At 65.2% G+C, this 15,308-nt stretch carries 11 protein-coding genes; 2 read left to right on the top strand and 9 right to left on the bottom strand.

What is annotated here, in order from left to right; all coding sequences use genetic code 11:
* Positions 1 to 9: 9 nt before the first annotated feature.
* The 8 genes from AC1DMA_RS28560 to AC1DMA_RS28525 form a co-directional block, all read right to left on the bottom strand.
* The gene (locus tag AC1DMA_RS28560) at positions 10 to 888 is read right to left on the bottom strand and encodes a biotin-independent malonate decarboxylase subunit beta (protein WP_478146256.1); all 879 of its coding nucleotides are present in this window, start codon (positions 886 to 888) and stop codon (positions 10 to 12) included.
* On the bottom strand, positions 885 to 1,229 hold the full coding sequence (gene mdcC / locus AC1DMA_RS28555; RefSeq protein WP_478146308.1) for a malonate decarboxylase acyl carrier protein: 345 nt from the start codon (positions 1,227 to 1,229) through the stop codon (positions 885 to 887). Before mdcC ends, AC1DMA_RS28560 begins: the two co-directional genes overlap by 4 nt.
* A 159-nt stretch (positions 1,230 to 1,388) precedes the next feature.
* The gene (gene mdcA, locus AC1DMA_RS28550; RefSeq protein WP_478146255.1) at positions 1,389 to 3,071 is read right to left on the bottom strand and encodes a malonate decarboxylase subunit alpha; all 1,683 of its coding nucleotides are present in this window, start codon (positions 3,069 to 3,071) and stop codon (positions 1,389 to 1,391) included.
* 9 nt (positions 3,072 to 3,080) lie between these two features.
* Entirely contained in the window at positions 3,081 to 3,845 is a 765-nt protein-coding gene (gene madM, locus AC1DMA_RS28545) for a malonate transporter subunit MadM (protein WP_478125909.1), read from the bottom strand.
* Positions 3,846 to 3,850: 5 nt separating this feature from the next.
* Positions 3,851 to 4,267 (bottom strand): malonate transporter subunit MadL, encoded by a 417-nt coding sequence (gene madL / locus AC1DMA_RS28540; protein WP_478125910.1) that lies wholly within the window; start codon positions 4,265 to 4,267, stop codon positions 3,851 to 3,853.
* Between the two features lie 159 nt (positions 4,268 to 4,426).
* The gene (locus AC1DMA_RS28535; protein WP_478125911.1) at positions 4,427 to 5,341 is read right to left on the bottom strand and encodes a LysR substrate-binding domain-containing protein; all 915 of its coding nucleotides are present in this window, start codon (positions 5,339 to 5,341) and stop codon (positions 4,427 to 4,429) included.
* A 136-nt stretch (positions 5,342 to 5,477) separates the two neighbouring features.
* Positions 5,478 to 5,984 carry an HPP family protein gene (locus tag AC1DMA_RS28530; RefSeq protein ID WP_478125912.1) on the bottom strand — a complete coding sequence of 169 codons (507 nt, stop codon included), beginning with the start codon at positions 5,982 to 5,984 and terminating at the stop codon, positions 5,478 to 5,480.
* 115 nt (positions 5,985 to 6,099) lie between these two features.
* Positions 6,100 to 6,255 (bottom strand): hypothetical protein, encoded by a 156-nt coding sequence (locus tag AC1DMA_RS28525; RefSeq protein WP_478146254.1) that lies wholly within the window; start codon positions 6,253 to 6,255, stop codon positions 6,100 to 6,102.
* An 866-nt stretch (positions 6,256 to 7,121) separates the two neighbouring features.
* On the opposite strand from AC1DMA_RS28525, the gene uvrA reads away from it, so the two are divergent.
* Entirely contained in the window at positions 7,122 to 12,944 is a 5,823-nt protein-coding gene (uvrA, locus tag AC1DMA_RS28520; RefSeq protein ID WP_478146307.1) for an excinuclease ABC subunit UvrA, read from the top strand.
* Positions 12,945 to 12,947: 3 nt separating this feature from the next.
* On the top strand, positions 12,948 to 13,994 hold the full coding sequence (locus AC1DMA_RS28515; RefSeq protein WP_478146253.1) for a histone deacetylase family protein: 1,047 nt from the start codon (positions 12,948 to 12,950) through the stop codon (positions 13,992 to 13,994).
* 21 nt (positions 13,995 to 14,015) lie between these two features.
* Here AC1DMA_RS28515 and AC1DMA_RS28510 read toward each other — a convergent pair whose 3' ends face one another.
* The gene (locus AC1DMA_RS28510; RefSeq protein WP_478146252.1) at positions 14,016 to 15,050 is read right to left on the bottom strand and encodes a DctP family TRAP transporter solute-binding subunit; all 1,035 of its coding nucleotides are present in this window, start codon (positions 15,048 to 15,050) and stop codon (positions 14,016 to 14,018) included.
* Between the last annotated feature and the right edge of the window lie 258 nt (positions 15,051 to 15,308).

Genomic DNA, 15,308 nt, shown 5'->3' with positions numbered 1-15,308 from the left:
TTTCGGTCCTCATTGGGGAAGCAGTGCGCGCACCGCAGCCACATCCAGTTCAGGCACACGTTGGGCCTCAGGGATGCCCAGGCGCGACCACAGCGCGGTGGCATCGTCGAGTTCCGGGTCGGCAGCCGGCAGCAATTGCATGCGCGCTGCAAGCAGGGCATGTTCGTGTTCCAACGAAGCCAGCGTCACGGGCTTTGCCATGTGGATGGCATTGAGCGCAGCCTTGCGGAAGGCGGCCACATCGTCTTCCACGAGCATGTCGCAATCCCCAGTCAGCCAGCGATGCTTGCCACCCGTGGTGCGCCACACGAGCGCACGATCCCGCGAGTCGTATTCCTCGACGCCATGCGATGCCTCGATCACTTCGGGGCCCGACATCGCGAGCCGCCCGACGTCGCTCATCACAATCCAGTCGGCGCAGCGCGCCACGATGCCCATGCCGCCGAAGCATCCGTTGGCGCCGCCGATCAGCACGATCACCGGCAGGCCCGCGGCGCGAACATCAAGCACCGCGCGCATGACTTCGGACACGGCGATCAACCCGGCGTTGGCCTCGTGCAGGCGCACGCCGCCCGAGTCCGCCAGCAGCACCACGGCCGATGGCCTGTCCCGCAGCGCACGGCGCAGCAACCCGACCAGCTTGGCACCATGCACCTCGCCGACACCTCCGCCCATGAAGGCGCCTTCCTGCGCGGCCACGAACACATCGTGCCCGCCGAGCCTGGCCCGGCCGATCGCCACGCCGTCATCGAAAGACGAGGGCACGCCGAGTTGCGCGAGATGCGGGCTGGTGTGCCGCTCGGCCGGCGGCAGCCATTCATGAAAACTGTCCGTGTCGAGCAGCAACGCGAGCCGTTCTCGCGCCGAGCATTCGGCAAAGCTGATCATGGCTGGCCTCCTTGCGCCGCAGTCGGCAATTCAGCCACGGCCTGGTCGAGTCGCAAGCTGACGACGGCAGGCGTCGCACCCATGTCGTTGATGGAAATGCGAACGCCCGCCAGCGGATGGCGCTCGTGGAAGTCGCCGAGCACAGCCTCCCAGATCGGGCCGAAGCCCCGCGCCGAAGTCTCGACGCGCACCCTGCAGTCGTCGCCGGCGGACGCCTCGAGCAGCACCTCGAGGTTGCCGGACCCGACGACCCCCACCAGCACGGGCGCAAAGCTGCCTGCAGGCCGGCTGCCCGAGAAGACGAAATCGAGAGCTTCAAGCCCCGCGGGAATTGTCATGATTGATGCTCCGTGACTTTGCGCGCTGTGAGCGACGCATGAAACCGCCACAAGCGCGGCCAGAAATCCCGCGGAACCGGCTCTGCCGGGCCGCCGGGATTGCCCCCTGCAAGGGGGTGTCCGAGCCACACGAAGTGGGCGAGGCTGGGGGTGAGCTGCATGTCACCAGTTCCTGAATCGACGCGGCGGCTGGTAGAGCCCGCCCGAAGCACGCACCAGGTCGCGCATGCTGCGCGCCGCCAGCAGGTTGCGCGTGGCCTGGCGTGGATCGATGCCCAGGTCTTCCGGTCGGCGGATGACACCGCGATCGCGCAGGTTCTCGACCGCCCGCCGATCGCGCGCCAGCCCGACGGCGGTATAGCCGGCCACCCCACGGATCGCCTGCTCGCGCTCCGCGTCGTTGCGGCACAGCAGCAGGTTCGCAATGCCTTCTTCCGTGAGGATGTGCGAGACGTCTTCGCCGTAGATCATCACAGGCGGCAACTCCATTCGGGCTTGTTCGGCGAGCTGCCAGGCATCGAGCCGCTCGACAAAGGCCGGCTGCATGTGCTCACGGAAGGTCTCCACCATCTGCACGACCAGCTTCTGTCCGCGCGGCGTGCCGGCCGCGCCGGTGCGGCCGTTGCGCGCCTCGCGTCCCGCCTTGAGCCATGCCGGACTCGCGTGGCGGCGGCCGCGCGCATCGGCCCCCATGTTCGGCGCGCCGCCAAAGCCGGCGATGCGCCCCAGCGTTGCTGTCGAGCTGTTGCCGTCGAGATCGACCTGCAGCGTCGAGCCGATGAACAGGTCGCACGCGTAGTGCCCCGCCGCCTGGCACAGCGCGCGATTGCTGCGCAGGCTGCCATCCGGGCCCGTGAAGAAGATGTCCGATCGCGCACGGATGTAGTCTTCCATCCCGAGCTCCGAGCCGAAGGAGTGCACCGATTGCACCCAGCCCGCCTCAATGGCGGGAATCAGCGCCGGGTGCGGATTCAACGCCCAGTGCTTGCCGATCTTTCCCTTGAGGCCGAGCGACTCGCCATAGGTCGGCAGCAGCAACTCGATGGCGGCGGTGTCGAAGCCGATGCCGTGGTTGAGGCGCTGCACGCCGTATTCGGCGTAGATGCCCTTGATGGCCATCATCGCCATCAGCACCTGTATTTCGCTGATTTGCGCGGGGTCGCGCGTGAACAGCGGTTCGATGAAATTGGGCCGCGGCGCCTTCACGACGAAGCTCACCCAATCGGCCGGAATGTCGATGCGCGGCAGCGTGGTGGTCGCTCCGTCGACAAGCTCGTTGACCTGCGCGATGACGATGCCGCCCGAGAAGGCGGTGGCTTCGACGATCACCGGCGTGTCTTCGGTGTTGGGGCCGGTGTAGAGGTTGCCTTCGGCATCGGCCGCGTGCGCCGCCACCAGCGCCACCTGCGGCGTGAGGTCGACGAAGTAGCGCGCAAACAGTTCGAGGTAGGTGTGAATGGCACCGATCTCGATGCGCCCTTCGGAGACCAGCTTGGCGAGCCTTGCGCCCTGCGGGCCCGAGAAGCTGAAGTCGAGTCGGGATGCGACGCCGTTCTCGAACACGTCGAGGTGCTCCGGCAGCGCGAGAACCGATTGCACCATGTGCAGGCCGTGCACCCGCGTGGGGTCGACCTGCACCAGCGCTCGCGCCAGGAAGTCGGCCTGCTTCTGGTTGTTGCCTTCGAGGCAGACGCGGTCGCCAGGCTCCAGGACGGCTTCGAGCAATGTGCCGATCGCCTCGGTGGCCACGCGCTTGCCGGTGAGTTGCCTGCCAAGTGCGGCAGCCGCTCGTGCAAGACGCGCCGCTCGGTTGTCCGCCCTGGTGTTCCAGTTGATACGGTCCATGGTGAATCCTCAGCCGACCAGAGCCTTGGTGGCAAAAAACAGCAACGAGGGGCCCAGCAGGCAACCAAGCCCGGTATGAAAGGTCGCGACCAGTGCGCCGTAAGGCACCAGCTTTCGGTCGGTGGCGGCAAGTCCGGCGGAAACGCCGCTGACGGTGCCCGCCAATCCACCGAAGACCATCGCCGAGCGCGGTGTCTTCAGCGCCAGGAAACGCGCCGCGATGGGTGTGCCGACCATCACGATGATGGCCTTCACCAGCCCCGTCGCGATGCTCAGCGCCATGACGTCGGGGGTCGCACCGATCGCGGCGCCGGTGACCGGACCGACGATGTAGGTGACCGCGCCGGCGCCGATGGTGGTCATGCTCACCGCGTCTGAATAGCCGAAGCTCCACGCAATGGCGGCGCCGACGATGAAGGGCAGCACCGTGCCGAGCAGCAGTGACACCACGCCGATCAAGCCTGCCTTGCGTGCCTCGGTCGCTTGCACTTCGAAGGCCGTCGCGACGATCGCGAAGTCGCGCAGCATGGCCCCGCCCATGAGTCCGATGCCTCCGAACAGCGACATGTCGGCAATGCCCTTGTGACCGCCCGTCTGCGTGCCGCCCCAGTAGGCGAGCGCCAGGCCGATCACGATCGCGATGGCCGAGCCATGCACGCGGCCGAAGGTCAGCCGGCGCGAGATCTGGCCCGAGAGCAGGATGATCAGCCCGACCACTGCAAAGGCCGTGACGAGGCCGTTCTGGATGGCGGCTTTTTCGAGGATTTCGATCATGTCAATCACTCCGCTTCGGTCAGCAAGGGGTTGTCGTGCAGCATGGGAATGCTCTCGGCCTCGACAGCAGGCCGTTCGGAGCGGTTGATCACCGCGATGACGCAGGCGCAGACTGCAACCGCTGCAATGGCCGAAAGCACCGCGACCGGGCCGCCGCGCAAGGCGGACACCATGTCCTGCTGTGCCGCCATGGCGACGACGACGGGGATGTACATCGCCCCCCAGTACTCCACCCCGAGTTCCGTCAGCTTGGGCAGCATGTTTCGCTTCTGCATGTAGATGCGCGCGAAGATCAGCAGCAGCATCGCGATGCCGACGCCGCCGACATTGGTCTTGACGCCAAGCAACTGCCCCAGCAGATCGCCGAGAAAGATGCCCAGCAGGTGGCACAAGGCCAGCAGGGCGGTACCGAGAATGATCATGCGGTTGTCTCCTTGTTTGCGCCGCTTGAAGTTGCTGCGCTATGGAGACGAAAGGTACCGGCGCCCCTCTGCGCAATCAATTAAGGAGGGTTCGCGATGCTTACGCTGCGCGAAACGGTCGCGGGTAAACCCTGCAGCGACGATGTCGCGGGGACGCGCTCAGGAGAGCTCGGTTTTCGATGTGCGGCAGACCGCCAGCAGGGCCAGGAGATTGGGATCGCGCTCGCGGGTGCGCAGGAAGTTCACTGCAATGGTCTGCCGCACGAGATACCGCGCCTGCAACGGAATCAATCGCACGTTGGGCGGCAGTGCGCCGCGCACGCGCCCGGGCAGCAAGGTGAACCCGACGCCGCCGCTCACGAGATTCATCAGCGAGAAGATGTCGCCCGTCTTCATCACCACGTCGGGCGTGAAGTCGGCAATGCGAAAGGATTCCATGAAGCCGCTGTACGTGATGAAGCCTTCCGACAGGCTGACAAAGCGTTCCTGCGCGCAAGCGCCGAGATCGATTTCAGCCATCTCCGCATAGCGGGAGCCGAGCGGCGCGGCGAAGAAGATGTCGTCTTCGAAGAGCGGCTCCGACTCCACATCGGACGCTTCCCCGGGGATGGCCATCAGCACGGCGTCGACCGCGCCATCGCGCAGCTTCTGCAGCAGGTCGGCGTTCGAGCCCAGGACGAGTTCGGTGTGAAGGTCGGGCTTGCGCAGCTTCATCGCCATGATGACCTTCGGAACGGTCCGGCTCGTGAGCGAATAGAGCGATCCGATGCGAATGCGGTCGGCCGAGTAGCCCGCGACCTCGCGTGTCGCACGGATGCCGTCCGACATCGTGCGCAGCACCTCGCGCGCAACGTCTGCGAGCGCCTTGGCGGCGTCGGTGGGGAGCAAATTGCGCCCTTCGAGCCGGAACAGCGCGCAGCGGGCACCCGTCTCCAGCGAGTGCAGCGCCCGATGCACGCTCACGGTGCTGGTGTCCAGGCGCTCGGCGGTGCGCGCGAGATTCCCTGTCTCCATGAACACAAGCAGGATCTCCAGCTTCCGGAAGGTGATTTCTTCGTCGACGAGGTAGGTCATGTGTGTCCGCGTGTAAGTGCGCCCGTGCGTTGTCGGGCGAGGCCCTGCACGGTAGCGCAGTAGAAGCCCCGCGCGGCGAGCAACCTTGCGCCGCCGCAGGCAAGCCCCTTCATGTCTTCCTAGGGCGAAGCCGCGATCACCAGTACTTTGGATACCGATCTGTTCGAGTCACGTTGTTGTACACAAGCGCGAAGGCCACGATGCAGATCGCGCCGACCAGCGTGGGGAAGAGCAGAAAACCCCATCCGGGGTCACCCAGGAACGCAATGACGGGATTCGATCCGGCCGGCGGATGTACGGTGCGTGTGACCATCATCAGCGCGATGGCCGTTCCGACCGCGATGGAAACTGACCACCACTGCGCCCCGAACATCTGCATGCAAACCAGTCCGACGAGTGAGCTGAGGAAGTGGCCGACAACGACGTTTCGAGGCTGGGAGAAGGGCGCTTCGGGATAGCCGAACACCAGGACGCACGATGCGCCGAAGGACCCAAGCACCATTGCCACGGTCAACCAATTGGTCAAGCAGGCCAGGATGGCAATGATCAGAAAACCGCCTAACCAGGCGAATGCCAACGCCTTCGTCGAGGGCCGAGGCGGCAAAGGGGAGCTGTCGCCCTTGAGTTTTTCCAGAAGAATCATGTTTGCTACGTTTCCTACAAGTGGTTCCGCTCGAATGCGACTCGGCATCGAGAAAAAAGGTGGAGTGGAAGTCGCGACGCTGATCGGCGACGGACTTGGATGGTGTTAGCAGGCTCTAGGCTTCATTGCCTGCGGCGGTGTGATCGACGCCTTGCGCATGCCGCAGTGATGCGCACAAGGCGTCGACGCACTGTCGCGAGTGCCGTGCATTGATATCCAGTGCGCTGGTGAAGAAGAAGGCGCTCGTGGTGAGTTCAGCGACGGCTCGCATCGATCCGTTGCGCGAACCGAAGCGTCTATCACCTCGTAGCAAGCTGGATCGATCTTGTTTTCCCGAGCCAATCCGGCACGATCGAACGGTCGGCGCTACGACCTGACAGGAATCCCCACAAGGCGGCATGTCGTGGAGCTTTCGGCGTAGATGGTCTCGTCGGGGCCATACAAACTCGCCTCGCCAAACGCATCTCGCCCCTCTGTGCATGTGAGCCGAACTTCGACGCGCACGCGCGACGTTTTCAGTGTCAGGAACTGTCGATACCCGATGTCGAGGCCACTTGTTGAGTACGCTTGGCCTGGAGGCAGTGAAGACAGAACGGCGCAGCCGAACGCCGAGTCGGGGATGGAGCCGATCCATCCTCCCTGAATGGCGCCCATCGGATTGAGTTGGCCGTACGTGGGGGGCAGCCTTGATCGCGAAGAAGCTTAGCGATTTCGCGCACTCGGCGTACGGCAACTCTCCGCCCATCATTTGCTGCATAACCTCAAGTCCGGATTTGCCGGCGAGTTCTTCGGGGTGCGCGATGGCAGAGCCCCGACCTCTTTGCAGACGTTCGAGAACGGCCTGCTCATCTGCGATCCAATGTTGAAGCGTTTCTTCTGGTGTCATGTGAACTCCCTGGTTATTTGTTGCGAAAAGCCCGCCGTCCTTCAAACGTGAGGCGGGCATTTGTAGGGTACGCGATCAAAGCCGCCTGCAAATACGTGTGAATCTGCCTACAACCTGGCCGCCCCAGCCTGTTCTGCTGCAATGCCGTCCTCGCCAGAGATGCCCCTGCATGACCGTGCGCGTTACGCCACCGCCGCAAGCGAAAGCCTCGCCAGGTTCCTAGAATGTCTGCCCTATCCCGCAAGGCATTCATGACACAGGGCTTCATCCGGATTCGCGGTGCACGTCAGCACAACCTCCAGAACCTCGATCTCGACATCCGCACCGGCGAGATGACGGTGGTCACCGGCCCGAGCGGTTCCGGCAAGTCGAGCCTGGTGTTCGACACGCTCTACGCGGAAGGCCAGCGGCGGTACGTGGAGACTTTCTCGGCCTACGCCCGACAGTTCCTGGACCGAATGGACAAGCCCGCCGTCGACAAGGTCGAAGGAGTGCCGCCCGCCATTGCCATCGACCAGACCAATCCGGTGCGATCGTCCCGCTCCACCGTGGGCACGATGACGGAGCTGAACGACCATCTGAAGCTGCTCTTCGCGCGTGCCGCGCAGCTTTTCGACCGCGAGACCGCGCTGGCGGTGCGGCACGATTCGCCGGATTCGATCTACGCCGAACTGGTCTCTCGCGCTGCCGCGGCAGGCGATCCGCGCGTGGTGCTGACCTTTCCGGTCGAACTGCCCGCCAGCACTTCGGCCGAGGAAGTCACGCAATGGCTGTCCGCCAGCGGCTTCACGCGGGTGCAGGCCGAGCGCGATGTTGCAACGCCGACGGGGCCACGCAAAGTGCTCGACGTCGTGGCTGATCGCTTTCGCATGGCCGGGGCCGAGAGAGCCCGTGTCGTCGAAGCCATCGAGGTGGCCCTCAAGCGCGGCAGTGGGCGGCTCACGGTCTATGCCTTGTCCGGCGATGAAGGCGCTGCGCCCGATGTCTGGAAGTTCTCCACCGGCCTGCATTGCCCCGAGAGCGACATTCGCTATGGCGATCCGCTCCCGTCGATGTTCTCTTTCAACTCGGCAGTGGGTGCGTGCGAAACCTGCCGCGGATTCGGCCGGGTGATCGGTGTCGATCTCGGGCTCGTGATCCCGAACGACAAGCTCACGCTGCGCGCAGGTGCAATCAAGACCATCCAGACACCAGCATGGAAAGAGGCGCAGGACGACCTCATGCGTCACGCGGAGGCCGCCGGCATTCCGCGCGACACGCCCTGGAACAAGCTGACCGACGAACAGAAGCACTGGGTGATCGAAGGCACGCCCAACTACAAGGAAGGCAACTGGAGCAAGCAGTGGTATGGCGTGCGCCGCTTCTTCGGCTACCTGGAGAGCAAGGCGTACAAGATGCACATCCGGGTGCTCTTGTCGAAGTACCGCAGCTACACCCCATGCCCGACCTGTGCGGGCGCGCGGCTCAAGCTCGACAGCCTGCTGTGGCGCATCGGCAGCAAGCAGGACGCCGACGCCGTGCTCGACCCCGCGAAGCGCTTCATGCCAGTTGGCACCAAATGGTCGCGCGCGCAACTCGAAGCACTTCCGGGCCTGTGCCTGCATGACCTCATGCTGCTGCCCATCGAGCGCCTGCGGCGCTTCTTCGATGGCATCGAAAGCCACCGCCACGGCAATGGCAGCACGGCGAGCGACGGCGATGTGCAGGCGCTCAAGCTGTTGTTCGAAGAGATCACGACGCGCTTGCGCTATCTGCACGACGTCGGCATCGGCTACCTCACGCTGGACCGCCAGAGCCGAACGCTGAGCGGCGGTGAAGTGCAGCGCATCAACCTCACGACGGCGCTCGGCACGTCGTTGGTCAACACGCTCTTCGTGCTCGACGAGCCCAGCATCGGGCTCCATCCGCGCGACATGAACCGCATCACCGAGGCGATGCTGCGCCTGCGGGACGCGGGCAACACGCTCGTCGTCGTGGAGCACGACCCCGCGGTCATGCTCGCTGCCGATCGCGTGATCGACATGGGACCCGGCCCGGGCGTGCGCGGCGGACAAGTGGTGTTCGACGGCAGCACCGACGCGCTGCGCGATGCCGACACGCTGACAGGCCAATACCTCGGCGGACGCAAGCAGATCGGCATGGGCTTCCGCCGCATGGTGAGCGAGAACACGCCGCGCCTCATCCTGGAGGGCGTGCGCGAGCACAACCTGCAGAACGTGACGGTCGAGCTGCCGTTGTCGCGGCTGGTGTGCATCACCGGCGTGAGCGGTTCGGGCAAGTCGACGCTGGTGCAGGACGTGCTCGCACCGGCGCTGATGCGGCACTTCGGCAGGGCGACCGAATCGCCGGGCGCGCACGACCGCCTGCTGGGCGCCGATCACCTGAGCGATGTAGTCTTTGTCGACCAGTCGCCGATCGGCAAGACGGCGCGCTCCAATCCCGCGAGCTATGTCGGTGCATGGGATGCCATCCGCGAAATTTTTGCGACGGCGGCGCTCTCGCGGCAGCGGGGCTACACCGCATCGAAGTTCAGCTTCAACAGCGGCGACGGACGCTGCCCGACCTGCGGGGGCTCGGGCTTCGAGCACGTCGAGATGCAGTTTCTCTCGGACGTCTATCTTCGCTGCCCCGATTGCGATGGCAAGCGCTATCGGCCGGAGATTCTTGAAGTCACCATCGAGCGTGGCGGCCGCAGCGTCAACGTGGCGGATGTGCTAGATCTCACCGTCGCGGAAGCGGCCGCGGCGTTTGGGGCCGACCGGGACGTGCTGCGGACGCTGCAGCCCATCGTCGACGTGGGGCTCGACTATGTGAAGCTCGGCCAGCCGGTGCCCACGCTGAGTGGGGGCGAGGCGCAGCGGCTCAAGCTCGCGGGCTTTCTGGCCGAAGCTGCGAAGAGCGGTAGCGCAAGCAAGCAACCGCTCGCGCGCAAGGGGACGCTGTTTCTTTTCGACGAGCCCACGACCGGCCTGCACTTCGATGACATCGCACGCCTGATGCGGGCCTTGCGCAAGCTGCTCGATGCCGGGCATTCGCTGGTCGTGATCGAACATAACCTCGACGTGATCCGCGCCAGCGACTGGCTGATCGACCTGGGGCCCGAAGGCGGCGAGGGCGGCGGGCAGATCGTCGCGGTCGGCACGCCCGAGCAGGTGCGCGAGAACCGTGCGTCCCTCACCGGCGCGGCCCTTGCGGATTACGAACTGGCCATCGGACCGGGCGCCTACAAGGTGGCCGAGCGCGCAGCCCGGTCGTATGCAGCGCGCGCGCAACCGGCGCCCGGCCGGGAAGCGATCCAGATCGTGAATGCGCGGGAGCACAACCTGAAGCATCTCTCGGTCGACATCCCGCGGGGCAAGTTCAGCGTGGTGACCGGTGTCAGCGGCTCGGGCAAGTCCACGTTGGCTTTCGACATTCTTTTCAACGAAGGGCAGCGGCGTTATCTCGAATCGCTGAACGCCTATGCGCGCAGCATCGTGCAACCCGCAGGCCGTCCGGAAGTGGATGCCGTGTATGGCATTCCGCCGACAGTCGCGATCGAGCAGCGCCTGTCGCGCGGCGGTCGCAAGAGCACGGTCGGCACGACCACGGAGGTGTGGCACTTCCTGCGTCTGCTGTACGTCAAGCTCGGCATCCAGCATTGCATTCACGATGGCTCCGCCGTGCAGCCGCAAACGCCGGACAGCATCGCCGCGCAGTTGCTGAAGAACTTCAAGGGCCAGCACATCGGGCTGCTTGCGCCGCTGGTGAGCAATCGCAAGGGCGTCTACACCGAACTCGCCGACTGGGCGCGTCCACGTGGCTATACGCATCTGCGGGTGGATGGCGCGTTCTTGCCGACGACGAACTTCCCGCGCATCGATCGTTTCAAGGAGCACAGCATCGAGCTGCCCGTGGCAAGCCTGGATGTGCTGCCGTCGCAGGAGACGGAGCTGCGCCAGGCGCTCACGCGCGCGCTGGAACACGGCAAAGGCGTGGTGCATGTGCTGAGCGATCTCACCGGCCTGCGCGGCGCGATGATGGCGGGCGCGCCCACCAATGGCATCGGACGCGCGCACGTGTTCTCGACACTGCGTGCGTGCCCGGTTTGCAGCACCAGCTATGCGGAACTCGATCCGCGCCTGTTCTCGTACAACAGCAAGCACGGCTGGTGCCCGGACTGCGTGGGAACCGGCGTGAAGCTCACGAAGGAGCAGCGCAAGGTCTACGACGATTCGGTGATGGCTGACGACCAGAAGGGGCGCGAGCAGACCTTTGCCGAGCCCGAGGCTGAAGACGTGGGCGATGTGGTGTGCCCGACTTGCGAAGGCACACGGCTCAATGCAACGGCGCGCGCAGTGAGTTTCGGAGCGTCGGAAGCCGATGGCATGAGCGGCATCGGCATCACCGAGATCGCACGCATGAGCGTGAGCGATATCCGCGTTTGGTTCGAAGGCTTGAAGCTCTCCGGCCGAGAGGCCGAGATCGCGCGCGACCTGGTTCCCGAGATCAAGAGCCGGCTCGAATTCCTCGAAGAGGTGGGGCTGGGCTATCTCACGCTTGACCGCGGCGCGCCGACGTTGAGCGGCGGCGAGGCGCAGCGCATTCGCCTCGCGGCGCAACTCGGCAGTAACCTGCAAGGCGTCTGCTACGTGCTCGACGAGCCCACCATCGGCCTGCATGCGCGCGACAACCAGATCCTGCTCGACGCGCTCCACAAGCTGGGCGACAAGGGCAATACGCTGGTGGTCGTGGAGCATGACGAGGACACGATTCGCCGCGCCGATCACATCATCGACATCGGTCCGAGTGCGGGCAAGCGCGGCGGCCGGCTGGTGGCGGAGGGCACAGTTTCCGACATCCAGAACGCGGGCGATTCGCAGACGGGCCGCTATCTGCGCAACGCGATCAAGCATCCGCTGCAGGCGCGGCGCCTGGTGCCGCCGCCAGAGCCGGGTGCGCCGGATTGGCTCTCGGTGCGCGGAGCCGATCTTCACAACCTCAAGGACGTGACGGTGACACTGCCGCTGCGGCGCCTGGTGGCGGTGACGGGTGTCAGCGGTTCCGGCAAGTCGACGCTGGCGCGCGACGTGTTGCTGGCCAACGTGTATGCGGTGGTGGTGCAGCGGATGACCAAGGCCGGCCGTGATGCGGACGCTGCCGGCAAGCATCCCGCATGGTCAGGATGCAGCTCGGTCGAAGGCTACGAGACGATCGACCGCGTGCTCGAAGTCGACCAGACGCCCATCGGCAAGACCCCGCGCAGTTGCCCGGCGACCTACATCGGCTTCTGGGACACCATCCGCAAGCTGTTTGCCGACACGCTCGAGGCCAAGGCGCGCGGCTACGGGCCGGCGCGCTTCAGTTTCAACACCGGCGAAGGCCGCTGCCCCGGCTGCGACGGCGCGGGCGTGCGCACCATCGAGATGAGCTTCCTGCCTGACGTGAAGGTGCCTTGCGAGGTTTGCCATGGTGCGCGCTTCAATCCCGAGACGCTGGCGGTGAGCTGGCGCGGCAAGAGCATCGGCGATGTCCTGCAGATGGAAGTCGATGAAGCGGTCGAGTTCTTCGCTTCGATGCCCAACATCAGCCATCCGCTGCAGTTGCTCAAGGACGTGGGGTTGGGCTATCTCACGCTGGGCCAGCCGTCGCCGACGCTGTCTGGCGGCGAGGCGCAGCGCATCAAGCTCGTGACCGAACTCAGCAAGGTGCGCGACGACGTCACCCGGCGCGGCAACAAGGCGCCGCACACGCTGTATGTGCTTGACGAGCCGACGGTCGGCCTGCACATGGCCGACGTCGAAAAGCTGATCCACGTGCTGCACCGCCTGGTGAATGGCGGGCACAGCGTGATCGTCATCGAGCACGACCTGGACGTGATCGCCGAGGCCGACTGGCTGATCGACCTGGGTCCGGAAGGCGGCAACGCGGGCGGGCGCGTCGTGGCCGCTGCRCCGCCGGAAGAAGTCGTGAAATTGGGCACGCACACAGGCGTCGCGCTTGCGCCGGTGCTGGCGCGGTCGCGTGAAGCGCATGTCGTGCTGACCCTGCCCGTGCAGGAGACCGAGCCTGTGGTAGCGCGGCGCGAGGCTTAGGACGTGCTGACGATCTACAACGACCGCCATGCGCTCCATCAGGGCAAGTTCGAGATGTTCCGCGGCGAACTGGTGCCTTGCTTCGAGGTCCCAGCGCGCGCCGACTTCGTGCTGCGGGAGCTGAACAAGCGCAACCTGGGCGCTATTGAAACGCCGGACGCTTTCGACGATGCCGCCATCGCCCGGGTCCATGCGCCTCGCTATCTCGATTTCCTCGCGAACGCCTGGAGCGAGTGGGTGGCGCTGGACCCCGCCAATGCACATCGCGACGCCTTGCCTTCATATTGGCCGATCCGCACTTTCCGCTCGGACGTGCTGCCCGCGAGCTTTCCTGCGCGCATGGGCTTGTTCTCGTATGACGCGGGTACGCCACTCACCAGCGGCACCTGGACCGCCGCGCGTGCGGGCGCCGCTTGTGCATTGACTGCAGCTGCGCGGGTGCTGCAAGGCGAGCGCACGGCCTTCGCGCTCACGCGGCCGCCGGGTCATCATGCGGGCGCGGACTTCTTCGGCGGCTACTGCTTTCTCAACAACGCGGCAATTGCAGCGCAGGCGCTTCGTGACGCGGGCGTCGAGCGGGTGGCGATCCTCGACATCGACTATCACCACGGAAACGGCACTCAGGCGATCTTCTACGACCGCGCCGACGTGCAGTTCACCAGCATTCATGGCGATCCGCACACGGAGTACCCGTATTACCTGGGCTACGCCGACGAGCGGGGTGCCGGTGAAGGGCTTGGCTTCAATCGCAACCTGCCGCTGCCGCGCGGGACGGGCTTCGCAGCCTGGCGGGATGCCTTGAAGGATGCGATTCGTGGCGTGGCTGAATTCAAGCCGGGCGCGTTGGTCGTGTCGCTGGGGCTGGACACTTTCGAAGGTGATCCCGTCGCGGGCTTCACGCTCGCCACGCCGGACTACCTTCGCATCGGCGAGGATCTTGCGCGCGCCGGCCTGCCGACCGTCTTCGTTTTCGAAGGGGGCTATGCCGTGGAAGAAGTGGGAACGAATGCCGTCAATGTGCTCGACGGCTTCATGCAGCACGCGGGCTGAGCGCCCGCGTGGCATGGGTTCTTACTGCTTGCGCGCTGCGACGGCCTGCTCGGCCTTCGTGACCAGATCGTTGCCGACGGTCGACTTCCACTTGGTGTAGACCGGGCGTGTCGCCTTCACGAAAGCATCGCGTTCGGCTGGCGTCAGTTGCGTCACTGTGACGCCCATCGCGGCAATGTCCTTGAGCACGGGTTTGTCCGCACCGGTCAGTCCTTTGCGGGCGAGCGCGATGTTCTGTTTGCCGGCATCGATGGCGGCTTGGCGAACGATCGCCTGATCGGCCGGCGTCCACGAAGCCCAGGTTTCCTTGTTGACGACGAACACGAGCGGATCGCACACGTAGCCCCAGGTGGTCACGAACTTCTGCCCGACGGTGTGCATCTTGAGCACGGTGAAGAGGAACAGCGGGTTTTCCTGCCCGTCGACGGCACCGCTGGCGAGCGCGGGCTGCGCATCGGCCCAGCTCATCTGCGTGGGATTGGCGCCCAGCGCGGTAAACATGTCCGAGAAGATCGGCGAGCCGACGACCCGGATCTTCATGCCCTTCAAGTCGTCAGGCGTCTTGATGGGCTTCTTCGAATTGGTGATTTCGCGGAAGCCGTTTTCACCCCATGCCAGGGGCACGACGCCAGACTTGTCGAGGGTCGCAAAGATTTCCTTGCCTACGTCGCCTTGCGTGAGCGCATCGACCGCTGCGTAGTCGGGCATCAGGAAAGGCATCGAAAAGAGGTTGAGCTGCTTGACCTGCGGTGACCAGTTGATGGTCGAGCCGACAGCCATGTCGATGACGCCTTGCCGTAGCGCGCTGAACTCGCGCGTCTGGTCGCCCTGGATCAGCGACACACCAGGGTAGAGCTTGATGTTGATGCGGCCTTGAGTGCGCTCTTTCACGAGGTCGGCCCAGATGCGGCCCGCTTCACCCCAGGGGGTCGGGGGGCCTAGGACCAGGGACATCTTGTATTCGGACTTGTAGGTCTGCGCGGGGGCTGCTACTGAGAAGCTGCCTAGGGTGGCTGCTACGGCCATGAGGGCTAACAGGGAACGGCGGAATTTCATGGGTGGGTCTCCTTGGGGTGATTACGGTGATTTCGTTTGGATGGGTGGGGGGCGTCTTGGAGGGGCCGCCCGGTATGCGGTGCGGGCTGTGCGACCCCGCTGCGCCGGCCCTTCGGGCTTCCCTGCAGTGCTCGCCTCAGGTGGGGTCCGCGTGAAACTCGCTGCGCTCAAACACACGCGGCCCTGATCCACCTGAGGCTGCGCGCTTCGGCGGCGCAGAAGGGTCGCACAGCCCGCACCGCATACCGGGCTCGGCTC

The sequence above is a fragment of the Variovorax sp. 05N34 genome, assembly GCF_056397405.1.
Note: the sequence above shows the minus strand (reverse complement) of the source record. Positions and strands in the feature narration are given on the sequence as shown.

Excerpts from the sequence above, each read along its gene's own strand:
- AC1DMA_RS28560 (WP_478146256.1), bottom strand. The coding sequence starts at position 888 with ATGATCAGCTTTGCCGAATGCTCGGCGCGAGAACGGCTCGCGTTGCTG.
- mdcA (WP_478146255.1), bottom strand. The coding sequence starts at position 3,071 with ATGGACCGTATCAACTGGAACACCAGGGCGGACAACCGAGCGGCGCGT.
- madM (WP_478125909.1), bottom strand. The coding sequence starts at position 3,845 with ATGATCGAAATCCTCGAAAAAGCCGCCATCCAGAACGGCCTCGTCACG.
- madL (WP_478125910.1), bottom strand. The coding sequence starts at position 4,267 with ATGATCATTCTCGGTACCGCCCTGCTGGCCTTGTGCCACCTGCTGGGC.
- AC1DMA_RS28535 (WP_478125911.1), bottom strand. The coding sequence starts at position 5,341 with ATGACCTACCTCGTCGACGAAGAAATCACCTTCCGGAAGCTGGAGATC.
- AC1DMA_RS28530 (WP_478125912.1), bottom strand. The coding sequence starts at position 5,984 with ATGATTCTTCTGGAAAAACTCAAGGGCGACAGCTCCCCTTTGCCGCCT.
- AC1DMA_RS28525 (WP_478146254.1), bottom strand. The coding sequence starts at position 6,255 with ATGCGAGCCGTCGCTGAACTCACCACGAGCGCCTTCTTCTTCACCAGC.
- AC1DMA_RS28510 (WP_478146252.1), bottom strand. The coding sequence starts at position 15,050 with ATGAAATTCCGCCGTTCCCTGTTAGCCCTCATGGCCGTAGCAGCCACC.